A 13709-nucleotide genomic window follows, 5' to 3' on the forward strand; every position below is an offset into this window, starting at 1 on the left:
GGGAGGCTCTGCCTCCCTTTTTTGAATAATTATAGGGTGCATTATGCAAAATACACTATTGGGTATATTGGCAAGTACACTGGTTTTTTGTGCTGGTTGTAAAGATGATGACAAAAAAGTTGTAAGTACTTCCCATGCAGGAAAATCCCAAAAGGCCGCAGACAAAAAGCCTATTGAAAAGAAAGAAATTAATGATGATAACGTGAAACAAGTACCTAACCAGTTTCCACTCAAAGACGGGAAGTTACCGAAAAATAATGAGCAAAAAAAATCTGGAAACAATAATTAAGTTTATTGCCAGATTGAATTATTTAATATTAGAAACGAAAGTTTAAGCCAACAGAAGCACGTCTTTCTGCTTGAAGTGCGGCATCTTCGTCGGCACTTGCAGTATATTCCTTGTCTAACAAGTTTAGGCCAGATAAAGTCACAGTTAGCGACTCATTAACATACCAATGAGTCTTAAGATCCCAAACTATCACAGCTGCTAGAGGTTTTTCTCCATCCGCAACTTCATTCTTTTCAAAGCGATATCTAAGCATATTTTTAATACTAAACTGCTGGGAAGAGATTGCTGTTTGATACGTAATTTCTGGAGTATTCAAATCAGCCAAAATCTTTTGCTCTTGGTCTTCACCAGACTGCCATTGATAAGAAAGTGAATGTGTAAAATCTTTAGTTTGTTTGTAACTTAAATACATTTCAAACCCTTGTATATCACCTTGTTCCAAATTTCTATAGCTGCGTAATTCATCCGAAATACGGTAACGCTCTATATAATTATCGATACTTTGATGATAGATGTTGGCTTGAATTTCGAGGTTTGAGATTTGCCACTTTGAGCTCAAAGCTAAACCAATACTTTTTTCAGGTTCAAGGTTTGGGTTACCTAAAGTACTGCCCCGCGGTGTCTCACCATTAAAATAGAGTTCAGAAAGTGTTGGCATGCGAAAGCCTGTTCCAAGCTCAGCCGATAGTGTCCAATTTTCATTTGCAGAAAAATTGAGTGCGATTGAACCATTCACAGCATCATCATGTTTACTCTGTTTAAGAAGATCATTTTGCTGATAAAATTTGTCAAAACGAAAACCTGTTGAAAGAGTAGTCACGTTATCTAAATGCCAAGTAGATTCCATAAATACAGCGAAATTCTCTTGAGAACCCAATAGTACATCTGTTTTAGAGTTGAGATTGCTATCTAAGTCCTGTTCAACCTCATCTATTTTAACACCTCTTCGAGAAACCAAATCGATACCTATTCTATCGTTTTCAGAAATGTAAGGAACATAAATGTAGTAAAGTCCACCGAGAGTATGAGATTGATATGAAGTGGTATTTAGACGTTTCTCAGGTCTTAAAACATCACTATCCCAATTCTGATAATGATGAAAGATATTTGCATACCAACTTGATTCATTAGAGAGTGATGCGGACACTACACTATGTAAATCAGAAGGATATAGGGTTACACGCTCTGTTGGATAAAGGGCAGAACTTTTACCCACGTCATTAGTCTGAGAAACCAACACAGAAGCAGTTGCTAGCAATTCATTAAAGTACTGTTCGGTTTTAATGTAGCTTGAAAATTGCTCATATTCAGTATGTAGTATTTGATCATTTGGAGCTTTACTATTATTAGCTTTACGGTAACTTAAACCACTAGAAGTAAAATCATTACTATACAATAACGAAAGAGAAATTTGCTCATCAGAAGGCTGAGTTTGAACGTTGAATGAGCTTTGATTGTGAGATTTTAGACTACTACTAACTACCCCACCCATGGCGTCAGAACCATACAAAGCGGAAACAGGTCCTTTTTTAATATTAATTGATTCAATAAACTCTGGATCAACAAAAGATAATGAGTTGCCTGCTCGTCGGTCTGTCAGAATGGGCACCCCCTCAATTTCAGTTCTAATACGCGATTTACTAAAACCTCGAATACTATAACTTTGGAAAAGTCCACCTTGACCATTTAAAGTTATACCTGGTGTATATTTAATTAAATCAGCAAAAGTTCGCGGAGAAATCGATTGACTTTCAACATTGATAATATCTGTTTGTGCGGACTTTTCACCCAATCTTTCAAAATGGTGTCGGTTAGAAAAGACATAGATTTTTTCAATCGGTTGTGAAGGCGTTGAAGCTAGTGTAGAAATAAGTGCGGCTAAAGATACTACAGCCATAGTTTTCAAATTTCCTTTTAAATAAATTCCATATTCACACTATTAGATACTGAAAATATATACCCTAATAAAATTGAGCAAATAATTAAATTAATCATATAGTTGCATTATAGATTAAAGCATTTTCACACTAATCACAATATAAACATTAAACAGCTTTCTAACGCTAAACTACTAAATTGCCAACGGCGAGAAGTAATTTTTGAGTTTAATTATTTTGAATACTAATTGATAGAAACAACATGACAATGCGAATAAAGTTGAGGTTGCAACTGTAAAAAATCATTAACTTCAACGCTTTGTCATTTTACTGTGCTGTAATAGAAAAACCTTAACCACAAAGGCATTATATGCGCGCGATAATTTTGATAATGATTGCACTGCTTAGCGGCTGCCAAAGCATATCACAAACACATAATGAAAAAGTTGAAGTGGGTGTGCGCCCATATTATCTCGTCTCGCAAATGGACAACTCACCGCTTAAAACTCAGCTTGGAGGTTGTAATACAAATACCTTTGAAAAATCCGATTTCTCAATAGGTCATCGCGGAGCGCCACTGCAATTTCCAGAACATACCAAAGAGTCATACCTTGCTGCAGCAAAAATGGGCGCGGGCATTATAGAATGTGATGTCGCCTTTACCAAAGACCAAGCCCTCGTATGTCGCCATTCGCAATGTGATTTGCACCAAACAACAAACGTGCTAGCAAAGCCAAAATTGGCTAAAAAATGCCGAATACCTTTTACTCCAGGTGACAAGTCCCTTGGCAAAAAAGCACAGGTAGAATGCTGCACATCAGATTTTACACTCGCAGAGTTTTTACAGTTATCAGGCAAAATGGACGGCGCTAATGTGTACGCCAAAACGCTGCAAGACTACCTAACTGGCACACCTAATTGGCGCACTGATTTATATGCTGCTAACGGCACTTTAATGACTCACCAACAAAGCATAGAACTGTTTAAAAGCCTAGGTGTAAAAATGACACCTGAGCTTAAAAAGCCCCAAGTAACAATGCCATTTGATGGATTGTCACAACACGAATACGCAAAAAAACTGATTAGTGAATATAAACAAGCGGGCATTTCTCCCAATGATGTTTTTGTGCAATCGTTTGAGCTTGACGATTTACAATACTGGATTAAACACCATCCTGATTTTGCCAAACAAGCCGTGTACTTAGACGATGGCTATGAACAAGATAATTTTGATCACAATAACCCCGCAACGTGGCAACATAGCATGAGCGAATTAAAAGCCATGGGCATCAATATTATTGCGCCGCCGCTTTGGGTGTTGGTAAGTTTAGATGAAAACAATCAGCTGATTGAGTCAGCCTATGCGCTAGAGGCTAAAAAAGCAGGATTAGAAATAATCACATGGACATTAGAGCGCTCGGGGTTACTTACCGAAGGCGGTGGTTTCTATTATCAATCAGTTAAATCGGCCATTAAAAATGAAGGCTTCGCTTTTGAACTGCTTGATTTTCTAGCCAAACAGGTAGGCGTAATTGGAGTATTTAGCGATTGGCCCGCCACTACTACGTTTTACAGTAACTGCGTATTAGAGCAGTCACTGTAAGTATTTTTTATAAACGATTATTGCAGATGCGCTAAAAAATATTGCGTATATTCTGAAAGTACGTTTTCCCAAGCATTTGCCACTAGCGAATCAAACTCGCTATCAAACTCGGCTAGTGTTGCTAACAAGCAATCTTTCCAAAGTGTTAGCATCGTATCGTCAATGCCCATAGCGTGGTGTTTTTTCAGCATGATTTTCGCATCAGATGAATGAAAAATGGCATCAAGATTACCTAAATTTTCTACCATAAGATTGATCGATTGCAGAATCATTGTTTGTTGGCGAGCTAAATCCACATTAGCAAATAATCGCTCAACTTTAACGTCGCTGTTGATCAGCTTGTCATGAAATGATGAATAGAACTGGTAGTTATCCAAAGTAGCTCGACTAAAGCTGCTCTTAAGTAAATTTCTATCTTCATCTGAGGAGTCAAAGTGTATACGAACCTGAGTACCTTGGTTAGGTGCACTTTCAATCACCAATTGCCCGTTTAATGAGCCAGTCACTAGGTTGTGCACGATATTCATGCCTAAGCCCATACCACCAGTAGCCCTACCAGTAGTAAAAAACGGATCGAGGATATGTGATTTTGTTTGCTCATCCATGCCAATGCCATTGTCAGCGACTAACAGCGAGTAATTAAACGCTCTGCCAGTAAGTGCAATTGTGATTACCTTGTCATCAATAGGAAATGTTTCTGGAAAAGCATGTTTAATTGCATTCGACACTAGATTTGTAATCACTTGTGCTAAACGTGATGGATAAGATGTTACGACTAGTTTTTCACATGGTAATTCAAGATTTAAGCGAATTCCGGCACCGCGTAACATGGGCTTTAAGCTGTTTGCAATTGAATTTAACCACTCTGCCAAGTTAACGTCACTTTTAGGGTCTGAATGAAAATCGGTCGCCATTTGTTTAAAGTTAACTACCAATTCACTGGCTCGATTTAAATTAAATTCAACTCCGCTACTTGCCTCTTTTGCATCGGCAATAAAAGTGGTTAAATCGCTTTTGCTAAGCGTGCCATTGGCAAGTTTGGCCTCAAGTGCTTGAATGCCTGAGATCACCGTAGAATTTCCAAGCACCGCAACTCCTAACGGAGTATTTACTTCATGTGCTACACCTGCAACTAAGCGACCAAGTGATGCCAGCTTCTCTTGCTCTATCAATTGTTTTTGTGATTTTTTAAGGCGCTCAACCGCATTTTCAAGTTCAAAGGTACGGTAAGCTACTTTTTGCTCAAGTGATTGGTTTAATTCAAACAATGCGTGTTCTTTTTCAGCGCGTTCTAATTCAGCAGAAATACGTCCGGCAAATAGTTCAAATAACGACGCAACCTCTTCGGCGTTTTCGATTGGTTTACTGTAAAGCGCTACAACTAAGCCGAATACCGCGCCTTTTGAATCGTGCAACGGTGCGCCAATATAACCATCAATGCCCATATCTATTAGCAACTGATCTTGCGGATACAAATTCACAATTTGTGAGGGAAAAATACATGTAGAATCGTCACTTACATCAGCACAGGGGGTGTGCTCTAAGGAATATTCAAAATTGTCAGTAAAATCATCCCCTGCCACCAGCGACATGGTTTTAGACACATTGCGCTCTGTATCTAACTTTGCAATAAAGGTAAATTGTGCACCAATAGACTTATGCAGTTGCATTGTAATGGTATCTAAAAAGTCTTTACCATAGGTTGATTTAAGTGAAGTGATTATGTTGTCTATGTCAAAATTTAACATGGTATTTATCCCGTCACTTTACTTATCAATTCACATACGTGCTCAGTAAAAATTTCGATGAGTTCAATGGCGTTATTATCAAGCTCTGTATCAACCTCTAGCACGACGACTGCTTCTATGTCATCTTCATTCTTATAGTAAATTCCTGCAAAGTTGCCATCATAAATAAGTGATTGAGCCGTTGCCACTCTATCAATAAACGCGGGTAAATTAATGCTAGGCGAATCGTCAGCTTGTGCATTTACAACTGTCGTATGGGTGCTTTTAATGTTAATCATGGATGCTTTTCGTTTACTGATAACCAGTTCAGCTTCATAGGCATCCAATACATCACTTAGATAAGTAAGCAAGTTACTCGAAAAGGCTTCCAGATCATTGAGTTTATCTACTTTCAGCACAGAATTAAGCAGCGCTTTAAGGGCATTTTTATAATTACCTAAACGAGAGATATCGCGGTAAGAGCGAAGTGCGACATAAAATAGATGGGTTAGGCTTTCTAAGGTAATTTCTGTTTTTGCTTTGTAGCCATCAATATCGTAATTTTTAATCACTTCACTTTCTGGGGCCATACCGGCTTGACCGGTTCTAAGCACAATTCGCGTTTGCGTATTTTGCAAGGTATTACGAATATAATTGACTAATTTAAGGCCTGCATCATCCGTTTCCATCACTACATCGAGCAATATCACCGCAATATCATTATGCTGCTCTAATAACGCTTTGCCTTCCAAACCACTGTAAGCGCTATAAAACTCAAGCCGACGCCCCATAAATTCAAATGACTTCATCGCCAGCTTGGTCGCTTTATGCACTTCAATATCGTCGTCTACAATGACCACTTTCCACGGTTTGCGATTGTTAACTATTGTTTCGGTTTCTGCTGCGAGCCAATCCATTTTGAGTCCATCATTTTTTATTATTGTTCAAACTTATCAATAAAATCTGACTATCAAAAGGACTTACATCAAAGCTAAGTGAAAAGAAGCAAAAAAACTGTGATTAAAAAAATATTTTGGTGTTCAGATATGTCATTTAACGAATAACAATCGCCTTTTCATAAAAGCCAAGTGACATACATTCAATGCATTTTACTAATGACTTTATCAAACACATGTAAGACACTAAGAAAATAACAAACAACAACAAAACTACGGAAATTTGCTAAATTTCTAATAAAAATAAGCAAATGCAACTGCTAGTTGACAAAATTCCACGCCAGCTTGCTAGTGTGCAACCACCGTAATTACTAATCTGAAAGCAAGTTCACACACAGAGTAAAATAAAATGATCCTATCAGAGAAAATTATAAAATGCCGAAAGCAACTAGGCTGGTCACAAGAAGAATTGGCCGAAAAAATGGCTGTTTCTCGTCAGTCTGTTTCTAAATGGGAAAGCACAAACAGCATTCCTGATTTAAATAAAATAATTAAATTAGCCGAGCTATTTAATGTCTCAACTGACTTTTTATTAAAAGATGAAATTGAAGCGGTTGAGCATTTAACAGAGCAAGACAACAATGAGGTTAATCAAGTAAGTCTTGAGCAAGCTTTGGACTATATCAAGGCGAAAAAAGAGCAAGCGATACTCACAGCAAAGGGCGTTGCATTTTTTGTTTGCTCAGCCGTACCATTATTTTTCTTATTAGCATTATCAAACACCGCAAGCGTTGCATTAGATAAAAAAGTGGCAACGGTGATGGGCATAATTTCTATATTTTTAATGGTTGCAGTCGGTGTAAGGCTGGTAATTCAAACTAATGGATTTAAGCGCAACCTTACATTTATAGAAAAAAATAAGTTTGAGCTAATGTACGGTGTCCACAGTGCAATTAGCGAAAAACTCGATGGGTTTACACCCAGTTACAACAATAAAGTATCGCTCGCAGTTACCTTGTTTATTTGTAGCACGGTCCCTTTACTGCTTGTGGTGATGTTGATTGGTCGCGCTGATCTTACCTTACTTATGCTCGCGGTTTTATTATTTTTAGTCACGCTAGGCCTTTGGATAATTATCCCAACATCAAGTGAGTTCGAAGCATACAAGCATATTTTGAACGAGGGCGATAAAAACCGAGAGCTTACTCAAAATGAGCGCAATGCGATGAAACTAGCGCCCTTTTACTGGCCACTGGTACTCGCTATTTTCCTGGCGTGGAGTTTATGGACGATGAACTGGGGTGTAACCTGGATTATCTGGCCTGTAGCAGGTGTTCTCTTTGCAGCCTTGGTGGGGTTGATGGGGCTTTTAACAAAAGAAGAATAGCCACGTGATAAGTCGCTTAGTTTTACAATACTGAGCGACTTTATTAAATTCACAGCGATTGATAATCAGCCAAACTTAAGTTTTCTTTTTCACACACGGTTTGTATAGCCGGATGCTTCGCAAGTTGTTTTAAATAACGTGATAAATGAGTAAAAGCGAGAGGCGGCTTTTCAAATTCATCTGCCCAAACACAAAGCATAAACAAGAAAAAGTCACAGGCCGTCACACTTTTCCCAAGCAAATAAGGTTTATCGGCAAGTTCGTTATCAAGCAGCGCTAACATTTCAGTAATTCGTGCTTCTTGCGCCTGAATAATATGTGTTGTGTGCTGAGGCTCCAGTGTGTGTTTTTCAGGGTAAAAATACAGCATAAGTTCAGCTTGAACTGTATTGCTTAAGTACATCATCCACTGAAAAAATAATGGTCTATTTGCATCACCAAGCGGCGGTATTAATTGTGCTTCGGGGTGACTTTCGGCTAAATGAATACAAATAGCGGGGCTTTCAAAAATGGCATTACCATCATCAACTAACGTTGGAATGCGCCCTGCAGGATTAAGTGCCAAATATTCAGATGATTTTTGCTGGTTACTCTTCCTATCAACTTTAATTAACTGATACTCTACGCCTAACGCTTCAAGTATAAAGTGTGGCGCCATACTGGCATTAAGCGGGTAATAATATAACTGATTCAAAGTACATTCCTTTTTGTAATTTTTTCAATCAAATCAAAAGCGTTAATAATCTTCTCTAGCCTTTAGTTCAGAAAAGTCACTCATCACCCATTTAATGTAACCAGGACGTTTTTTTAACTCGTGATACCAATCTCTGACATATTGCGGTAAATCTACAGTTAAGCCCTGTGACGTTAAACGGTAAATCACCGCGCCAACAACAATATCGGCAAGCGATAGATTATTGCCAGCCAAGTATTTTGAATGTGCTAACTGGGAATTAATCGTTTGTAGGCAGTTAATACAGGTATCTAAGTGGCGATTAACTTCCGCCATATTGCGTTTATCAGCTGGCATACGGTAATACCCCCAAAATGTACCCATAAACGCAGGTTGGAAGATGGTTTGTGACCAATCAAGCCAGCGCTCATAAAGCGATCGCGCATAAGCACACTCGGGGAACCATTTGCTCTGCCCATATTGCGCTGCTAAGTACCTTAATATGGTGTGCGATTCCCAAATAACATGCTTGCCATCAATTAAAACTGGGACTTTACCCATTGGGTTTAACCGCTTAAATTCATCGCTTTCTAAACCACCAAAACGACCACCAAGCTCAATGTGCTGATATTCCAAATGTAATTCGTCTAACAGCCACAAAACCTTTTGCACATTAAATGACGTTGTGCGCCCATATATTTTCATTGCAAACTCCATAGCAAAGCGGTCTTATAAGTTCTTTAATTGGTATTTACGTCTGATTTCATCCACTAAACGATGGCGAGAACTATTTGGGCGTTCATGTGGGGCAAAGAGCGCGCTTGATTTATCTAACAAGTTAACCGCTTGCGCTAATTGCTCTCGCGCACTCTCAGTAAGTACTTGATTTGCTGACAGCTCATTAATAATGGCTATGGCAAACTCCTTCGAAGCAATATCTTCAGGTAATCCTGAGGTGGTACATAAACCATAAATACCGTCTTGAAAATGTTGCCATTCTTGCGCTATGTGTTGCGATAATCCCTCATTAACTTTTGCATTGTGAGAACGAAAACCTTGCTCTTTAAGCGTTTCAATTGCGTTTTTATAACGCGCTTTAAAAACATTATAAACAGCCTATTCATTGTTAAGAGATTGAATAATGCCAATCCAAGATGCATAACCTTTAGCATAATACTCTAACGCTTGTGCTTCGTTGTGAATGCCAAAAAACGAATCACTTTCAACAGAAATAGTCAGTTTGTAAGAACACTTAGGCATTATTCCTTGGCTCTGAAAAGAAGCAAATTGCGCTTCAGAAAGATGGGTAAGTGCCAGCAATTGCTGTCTGGTATAAAAATGGGTGTTCAAATAGTCAAGTAATTGCATTCTCAAAATCCTTGGTGAGAATTGTTAAATATATTTTTTAAAGACTGTGCTGGGAAAGCGTGTTTATTTTTATAAATTTGCCCACTGCTGCTTTAGGCCGATAAGGTAAAATAAGCCAATTGTGAGACAAATTGCTGAGCTCCAGAGCCAAAATTCAGGGCTTCGGCCCATCGGATGGTTGATCAAGAAAAAACCAGCAATTCCGCGCGACAAATAAATAAAAGTGATGATTGCCAGTGCTAAACGCATTAACGGTAACTTTATAATCGCGCCAGCTGCAGAAAATGCATAAAGTGACCACGTTGTAAGAATTATAAAAATAACGCTTGTGACGATTGTTGGCTGGATGCTGCCTTTTTCGGCAAGTTGTGCCATTTGCTCACCTGCGCCAAAAAAACGGTACCAAGGTGCGCCAAAATAAATACACCCTAAGTGCAAAAGCGCTGCAATAGCACTTAAAGCACCACCAATAATCAAGTAGATATTCATCGAATTAACGTCCTTTTACAGAGCTCAGCCTTTGGCATAAGTTATATAAATTTACACATGCCTAAACCAAGTGGGTCACCCGTTCTTGGCTGATAGCCAAATTGCTGATAAAACCCTTCTTTACCTCTAGCTGCCAAAAGGCCAACGGTAGCACCTTGGGTTGTGTGTTGGCTTAAATAGCTTTCAATCTCTTGCATTAGGTGTTTCCCAATACCTTGGTTTTGAAAATCGGGGTCAACTAAAATGTCTTGCAAATAAAAATACATCGCGCCATCACCAACAATCCTGCCGTATCCAACTAACGCGTTATCTTTCTCTATGCAAATATGAAATAACGAATGCGCTAAGCTCTTTTCTACAATCGCCCTTGTAGGATTTTGCCACCCGATTTTCGCTCTAAGTGCCATAAAATCAGAAATGTTGGGCGCTAAATGATGTGTAGAAAATGACATAATGAGCTTTCCAACTACAACTAAGTAAGTTTCTGCCACAGAAAACAGGCTAAAATTAAAAATACACCACTGAAAAATAACGTTTTTTGAATTTTGCTATTTATTAATGTGGGAACTTTAACAGTGGGTGATAGCAATTGATTGAACGGGATAAAAAAGAGTCTCGGTACTAAGCCAAGGCTTATCAAAATAAGGAAAATTGCAAAAATGCTTATCAGCTCAATAAAATGCAAACCATGATAAACAAAGTCATAAATACCGGTGCTTAAACACAATAGTCCAATCACAAAAAAGATAGCGGAAACGGAATTTTCCTTGTCTGAACCGACTTTCATAATAACCTCTCCTTGTTGTTGTGTCATTTTATATCATGATTGATAAGTGTTTGTCAGCAAATCAGTTTTTAGATAAATATTACTAATTATTAAATCAAACTATGGGCACACTACGGCAGTGGATAACGATAATATTTTGATAGTGAGAGAGATTAGCAACAACTAGTTCTCTGAGCTGTCATTTCTGTTATGCTAACCACTCAAATAACCACTAAATCTATTTTAATCAGCATTTATGAAGCCTCTTCAAATCGTTCTTCTTGCTCTGGCAGCGTTTACGAATTCTGCCTATGCCAACCAACTAAAACCTTTTACTAGCGATGGCTGTAGCGCGTTTCCTGATGGCACATTCGAACAAAATACGTTGTGGTTAAATTGTTGTGTGGCACATGATTTAGCTTACTGGCAAGGTGGCACTTATCAACAGCGAAAAGACGCAGATATTGAGTTACAAGAATGTGTTGCTGCAGTTGGTGAAAAACAAATCGCCAATTTAATGCTTGCTGGCGTACGTGTCGGCGGTTCGCCGTTTTTTCCAACCACATTTCGTTGGGGGTATGGTTGGCCCTATCCAAAACTTTATGGTGAATTAAGTAAAGAGGAAATGGCGCAAGTCACAGCTCATCTAGATGAAAATCCTACTCTTAAATCATTGATGAGTACGTCTGAGAATACTGAAAATAAGAAGGGAAATCGGATGTTCTAATTCTCAATTGAAAATAATTATAAAATCACTCAATTAGCAATTTCAATATTTTAACTCTCCTTTATTGCAATTTACCTAATATTAAAAAACATATAAATACAAACACTTACACTTTATTTAAAGCCATATAACCAAAAGTAAACTGCTTAAAACCACAAAATTGTATACATTATATAATATATGCTTTACATTATTTTTACATTCACAACAACAGGAAGCTTATAATAATGAAAGCAATTGCACCTATTGCCCTTGCAGTATCCACCCTACTGTTCTCAAATTTAGCCGATGCGAAAGGTCGCCCAACTAGCGATTCTATTTTGCCTTACCAATTTACCTGTAGCGCTAGCTTAAAGTTTCAAGCGCAAGATATGACTCAACAACAGTTTATTGATAGCTGCTCGCTTGTTGGTGCAGAAGAAGAATATTTCCACCAACGATTAGAAACGGGTTACCAACCTGTTGCTGGCGATTTAAACGAAGATTTATTAATGGTGATTTTTGACAATTATCGTCAATACGACCGTTATGGATTCCGTTTATTTGGTATCAATACCAATAATGGTGGTATGTACATCGAAGGTAATGCTGAAGACCCAAATAACCAAGCAACTTTTTATGCGCATGAAGCTGATTGGTTAAGACCTGAGTTTTCAATTTGGAACTTAGAGCACGAGTATGTGCATTACCTTGATGGCCGTTTTGACCTTAAAGGTAATTTTTCTGATTACCCTGAAAACACAGTATGGTGGAGTGAAGGCCTTGCTGAATATATCTCGCTAAAAGACGCAAACGATGACGCAGTTGCGTTAGTTCAAGGCAACTTTCAAGACCGTACTCTCAGCCAAGTTTTCAATACTAATTACTCAAATAGCAGTGACGAAATTTACCGCTGGGGCTATTTAGGTGCGCGTTTTATGTTTGAAAACCATATGGACCAAGTACGTAACATTCGCGCTGCTGCACGCGATGGCAACTGGACAGATTATCAAACCATTCTAGCAGATACCGCTGCCAACTATGAACAACAATGGCAAAGCTGGTTGGTCGCGTTAGCTGGTAACTAATATTAAATTTTAATCACAAGGATGTGATTTTCATTGGAGTTTATATGAAAATACGCACGTTATTAATCACAGGGTGTTTATTAAGCAGCACATTTGCCCTTGCAAAACCCGTTAGTACAAAACAACTTGTTTCTTCGCTGAGCGCATCTTTACAACAAAATCATACCAGCGAAAACCCTGAACTAATGCAGCCAATATCGCATGTAAAGGGGCATTACAACCCATATACAGGTGCAACCTTGGTAATCAATTTTGCGCAGATTGAACAAACTGAACACCTCAACAAACAACTAATCAACTCAGCAACTGAAGATAAAAAGCAGCAGTTTTTATCATCTCAGCAACAAGCAAAAGCGTTATCTCATCATATTTTCCAACTTGAAAGAAAGCTCAGTATGCTTGAAAAATCAGATAAAAACTCAGAGCAAGCTGAAGAAACGCGTCGTGAATTAAGTGAACTCACCATCGCTAAAGCTAAAACTAACAATCAATATCAAAGTGCTAAAAAAGGCGTTTTAACCGATGTTATTAGCACCAACACACAACAAAATTTGCAGAAGCATTTATCGGCGTTTATTTGTCATTTAACAGACGATGAAAAGCGCTCGCTTAATATGGTCACATTGGTGTTATCGGGCATTCAAAATAACCAGCAAGAAATCACATGGCACTTTTCCAATTTACAAAGTTGCCAAGATAACTCACTGTCTGAGCAAACTAATTTTGCAAATTCACGGCTCACATCAACATTTTAACTAGCAAAGTCACCTTGTTGTTCTACTAAGCATAATGCTCAGCGAAAATGTAAATCTTTACCTATACTAGTGTTAAAAGTGCTCT

At 38.2% G+C, this 13709-nt stretch carries 15 protein-coding genes and 1 pseudogene; 6 read left to right on the forward strand and 10 right to left on the reverse strand.

All coding sequences use genetic code 11. From position 1 onward, the window contains the following. Positions 1 to 43 precede the first annotated feature (43 nt). Positions 44 to 289 (forward strand): hypothetical protein, encoded by a 246-nt coding sequence (locus AAEU29_RS08255; protein WP_421972875.1) that lies wholly within the window; start codon positions 44 to 46, stop codon positions 287 to 289. Between the two features lie 28 nt (positions 290 to 317). Here AAEU29_RS08255 and AAEU29_RS08260 read toward each other — a convergent pair whose 3' ends face one another. After that, complete coding sequence (locus AAEU29_RS08260; RefSeq protein WP_421972876.1) at positions 318 to 2186, reverse strand: TonB-dependent receptor; 1869 nt, start codon at positions 2184 to 2186, stop codon at positions 318 to 320. Positions 2187 to 2536: 350 nt separating this feature from the next. On the opposite strand from AAEU29_RS08260, the gene AAEU29_RS08265 reads away from it, so the two are divergent. Continuing rightward, entirely contained in the window at positions 2537 to 3769 is a 1233-nt protein-coding gene (locus AAEU29_RS08265; RefSeq protein ID WP_421972877.1) for a glycerophosphodiester phosphodiesterase family protein, read from the forward strand. A 17-nt stretch (positions 3770 to 3786) separates the two neighbouring features. On the opposite strand, the gene AAEU29_RS08270 is transcribed toward AAEU29_RS08265, so the two are convergent. Both AAEU29_RS08270 and AAEU29_RS08275 read right to left on the reverse strand, forming a co-directional pair. Next, positions 3787 to 5517: an ATP-binding protein gene (locus AAEU29_RS08270; RefSeq protein WP_421972878.1), complete on the reverse strand. Its 1731-nt coding sequence runs from the start codon at positions 5515 to 5517 to the stop codon at positions 3787 to 3789. Between the two features lie 5 nt (positions 5518 to 5522). Beyond that, positions 5523 to 6413, reverse strand: coding sequence for a DUF3369 domain-containing protein (locus AAEU29_RS08275; RefSeq protein WP_421972879.1), 891 nt, complete (start codon positions 6411 to 6413; stop codon positions 5523 to 5525). Between the two features lie 388 nt (positions 6414 to 6801). On the opposite strand from AAEU29_RS08275, the gene AAEU29_RS08280 reads away from it, so the two are divergent. Continuing rightward, positions 6802 to 7779, forward strand: a complete 978-nt coding sequence (locus AAEU29_RS08280) for a helix-turn-helix domain-containing protein (protein WP_421972880.1) — start codon at positions 6802 to 6804, stop codon at positions 7777 to 7779. A gap of 49 nt (positions 7780 to 7828) precedes the next feature. On the opposite strand, the gene AAEU29_RS08285 is transcribed toward AAEU29_RS08280, so the two are convergent. From AAEU29_RS08285 to AAEU29_RS08315, 7 genes and pseudogenes are all read right to left on the reverse strand, one after another. Then, positions 7829 to 8473 carry a glutathione S-transferase family protein gene (locus AAEU29_RS08285; protein WP_421972881.1) on the reverse strand — a complete coding sequence of 215 codons (645 nt, stop codon included), beginning with the start codon at positions 8471 to 8473 and terminating at the stop codon, positions 7829 to 7831. A 42-nt stretch (positions 8474 to 8515) separates the two neighbouring features. Then, entirely contained in the window at positions 8516 to 9157 is a 642-nt protein-coding gene (locus AAEU29_RS08290) for a glutathione S-transferase family protein (RefSeq protein WP_421972882.1), read from the reverse strand. A 24-nt stretch (positions 9158 to 9181) separates the two neighbouring features. Beyond that, positions 9182 to 9550: pseudogene (locus AAEU29_RS08295) on the reverse strand (DUF6058 family natural product biosynthesis protein); the annotation flags it as partial. Between the two features lie 18 nt (positions 9551 to 9568). Next, positions 9569 to 9820, reverse strand: coding sequence for a hypothetical protein (locus AAEU29_RS08300; protein WP_421972883.1), 252 nt, complete (start codon positions 9818 to 9820; stop codon positions 9569 to 9571). A 69-nt stretch (positions 9821 to 9889) separates the two neighbouring features. Beyond that, positions 9890 to 10309 (reverse strand): hypothetical protein, encoded by a 420-nt coding sequence (locus tag AAEU29_RS08305; RefSeq protein ID WP_421972884.1) that lies wholly within the window; start codon positions 10307 to 10309, stop codon positions 9890 to 9892. 41 nt (positions 10310 to 10350) lie between these two features. After that, positions 10351 to 10761, reverse strand: coding sequence for a GNAT family N-acetyltransferase (locus AAEU29_RS08310; protein ID WP_421972885.1), 411 nt, complete (start codon positions 10759 to 10761; stop codon positions 10351 to 10353). Between the two features lie 20 nt (positions 10762 to 10781). Further along, positions 10782 to 11123: a hypothetical protein gene (locus AAEU29_RS08315; RefSeq protein ID WP_421972886.1), complete on the reverse strand. Its 342-nt coding sequence runs from the start codon at positions 11121 to 11123 to the stop codon at positions 10782 to 10784. Positions 11124 to 11331: 208 nt separating this feature from the next. Here AAEU29_RS08315 and AAEU29_RS08320 point away from each other — a divergent pair, with 208 nt between their 5' ends. From AAEU29_RS08320 to AAEU29_RS08330, 3 genes are all read left to right on the forward strand, one after another. Continuing rightward, positions 11332 to 11802, forward strand: coding sequence for a hypothetical protein (locus AAEU29_RS08320; protein ID WP_421972887.1), 471 nt, complete (start codon positions 11332 to 11334; stop codon positions 11800 to 11802). Positions 11803 to 12029: 227 nt separating this feature from the next. Next, positions 12030 to 12869 carry a collagenase gene (locus AAEU29_RS08325; protein ID WP_421972888.1) on the forward strand — a complete coding sequence of 280 codons (840 nt, stop codon included), beginning with the start codon at positions 12030 to 12032 and terminating at the stop codon, positions 12867 to 12869. 44 nt (positions 12870 to 12913) lie between these two features. Further along, complete coding sequence (locus AAEU29_RS08330) at positions 12914 to 13624, forward strand: hypothetical protein (RefSeq protein WP_421972889.1); 711 nt, start codon at positions 12914 to 12916, stop codon at positions 13622 to 13624. The last annotated feature ends 85 nt before the right edge of the window (positions 13625 to 13709 follow it).

Source organism: Pseudoalteromonas aquimarina (assembly GCF_049257255.1).
GTDB lineage: Bacteria > Pseudomonadota > Gammaproteobacteria > Enterobacterales > Alteromonadaceae > Pseudoalteromonas.

Excerpts from the sequence above, each read along its gene's own strand:
- AAEU29_RS08325 (WP_421972888.1), top strand. The coding sequence starts at position 12,030 with ATGAAAGCAATTGCACCTATTGCCCTTGCAGTATCCACCCTACTGTTC.
- AAEU29_RS08255 (WP_421972875.1), top strand. The coding sequence starts at position 44 with ATGCAAAATACACTATTGGGTATATTGGCAAGTACACTGGTTTTTTGT.
- AAEU29_RS08330 (WP_421972889.1), top strand. The coding sequence starts at position 12,914 with ATGAAAATACGCACGTTATTAATCACAGGGTGTTTATTAAGCAGCACA.
- AAEU29_RS08260 (WP_421972876.1), bottom strand. The coding sequence starts at position 2,186 with ATGGCTGTAGTATCTTTAGCCGCACTTATTTCTACACTAGCTTCAACG.
- AAEU29_RS08270 (WP_421972878.1), bottom strand. The coding sequence starts at position 5,517 with ATGTTAAATTTTGACATAGACAACATAATCACTTCACTTAAATCAACC.
- AAEU29_RS08280 (WP_421972880.1), top strand. The coding sequence starts at position 6,802 with ATGATCCTATCAGAGAAAATTATAAAATGCCGAAAGCAACTAGGCTGG.
- AAEU29_RS08320 (WP_421972887.1), top strand. The coding sequence starts at position 11,332 with ATGAAGCCTCTTCAAATCGTTCTTCTTGCTCTGGCAGCGTTTACGAAT.
- AAEU29_RS08275 (WP_421972879.1), bottom strand. The coding sequence starts at position 6,413 with ATGGATTGGCTCGCAGCAGAAACCGAAACAATAGTTAACAATCGCAAA.
- AAEU29_RS08300 (WP_421972883.1), bottom strand. The coding sequence starts at position 9,820 with ATGCAATTACTTGACTATTTGAACACCCATTTTTATACCAGACAGCAA.
- AAEU29_RS08305 (WP_421972884.1), bottom strand. The coding sequence starts at position 10,309 with ATGAATATCTACTTGATTATTGGTGGTGCTTTAAGTGCTATTGCAGCG.
- AAEU29_RS08310 (WP_421972885.1), bottom strand. The coding sequence starts at position 10,761 with ATGTCATTTTCTACACATCATTTAGCGCCCAACATTTCTGATTTTATG.
- AAEU29_RS08315 (WP_421972886.1), bottom strand. The coding sequence starts at position 11,123 with ATGACACAACAACAAGGAGAGGTTATTATGAAAGTCGGTTCAGACAAG.
- AAEU29_RS08265 (WP_421972877.1), top strand. The coding sequence starts at position 2,537 with ATGCGCGCGATAATTTTGATAATGATTGCACTGCTTAGCGGCTGCCAA.
- AAEU29_RS08290 (WP_421972882.1), bottom strand. The coding sequence starts at position 9,157 with ATGAAAATATATGGGCGCACAACGTCATTTAATGTGCAAAAGGTTTTG.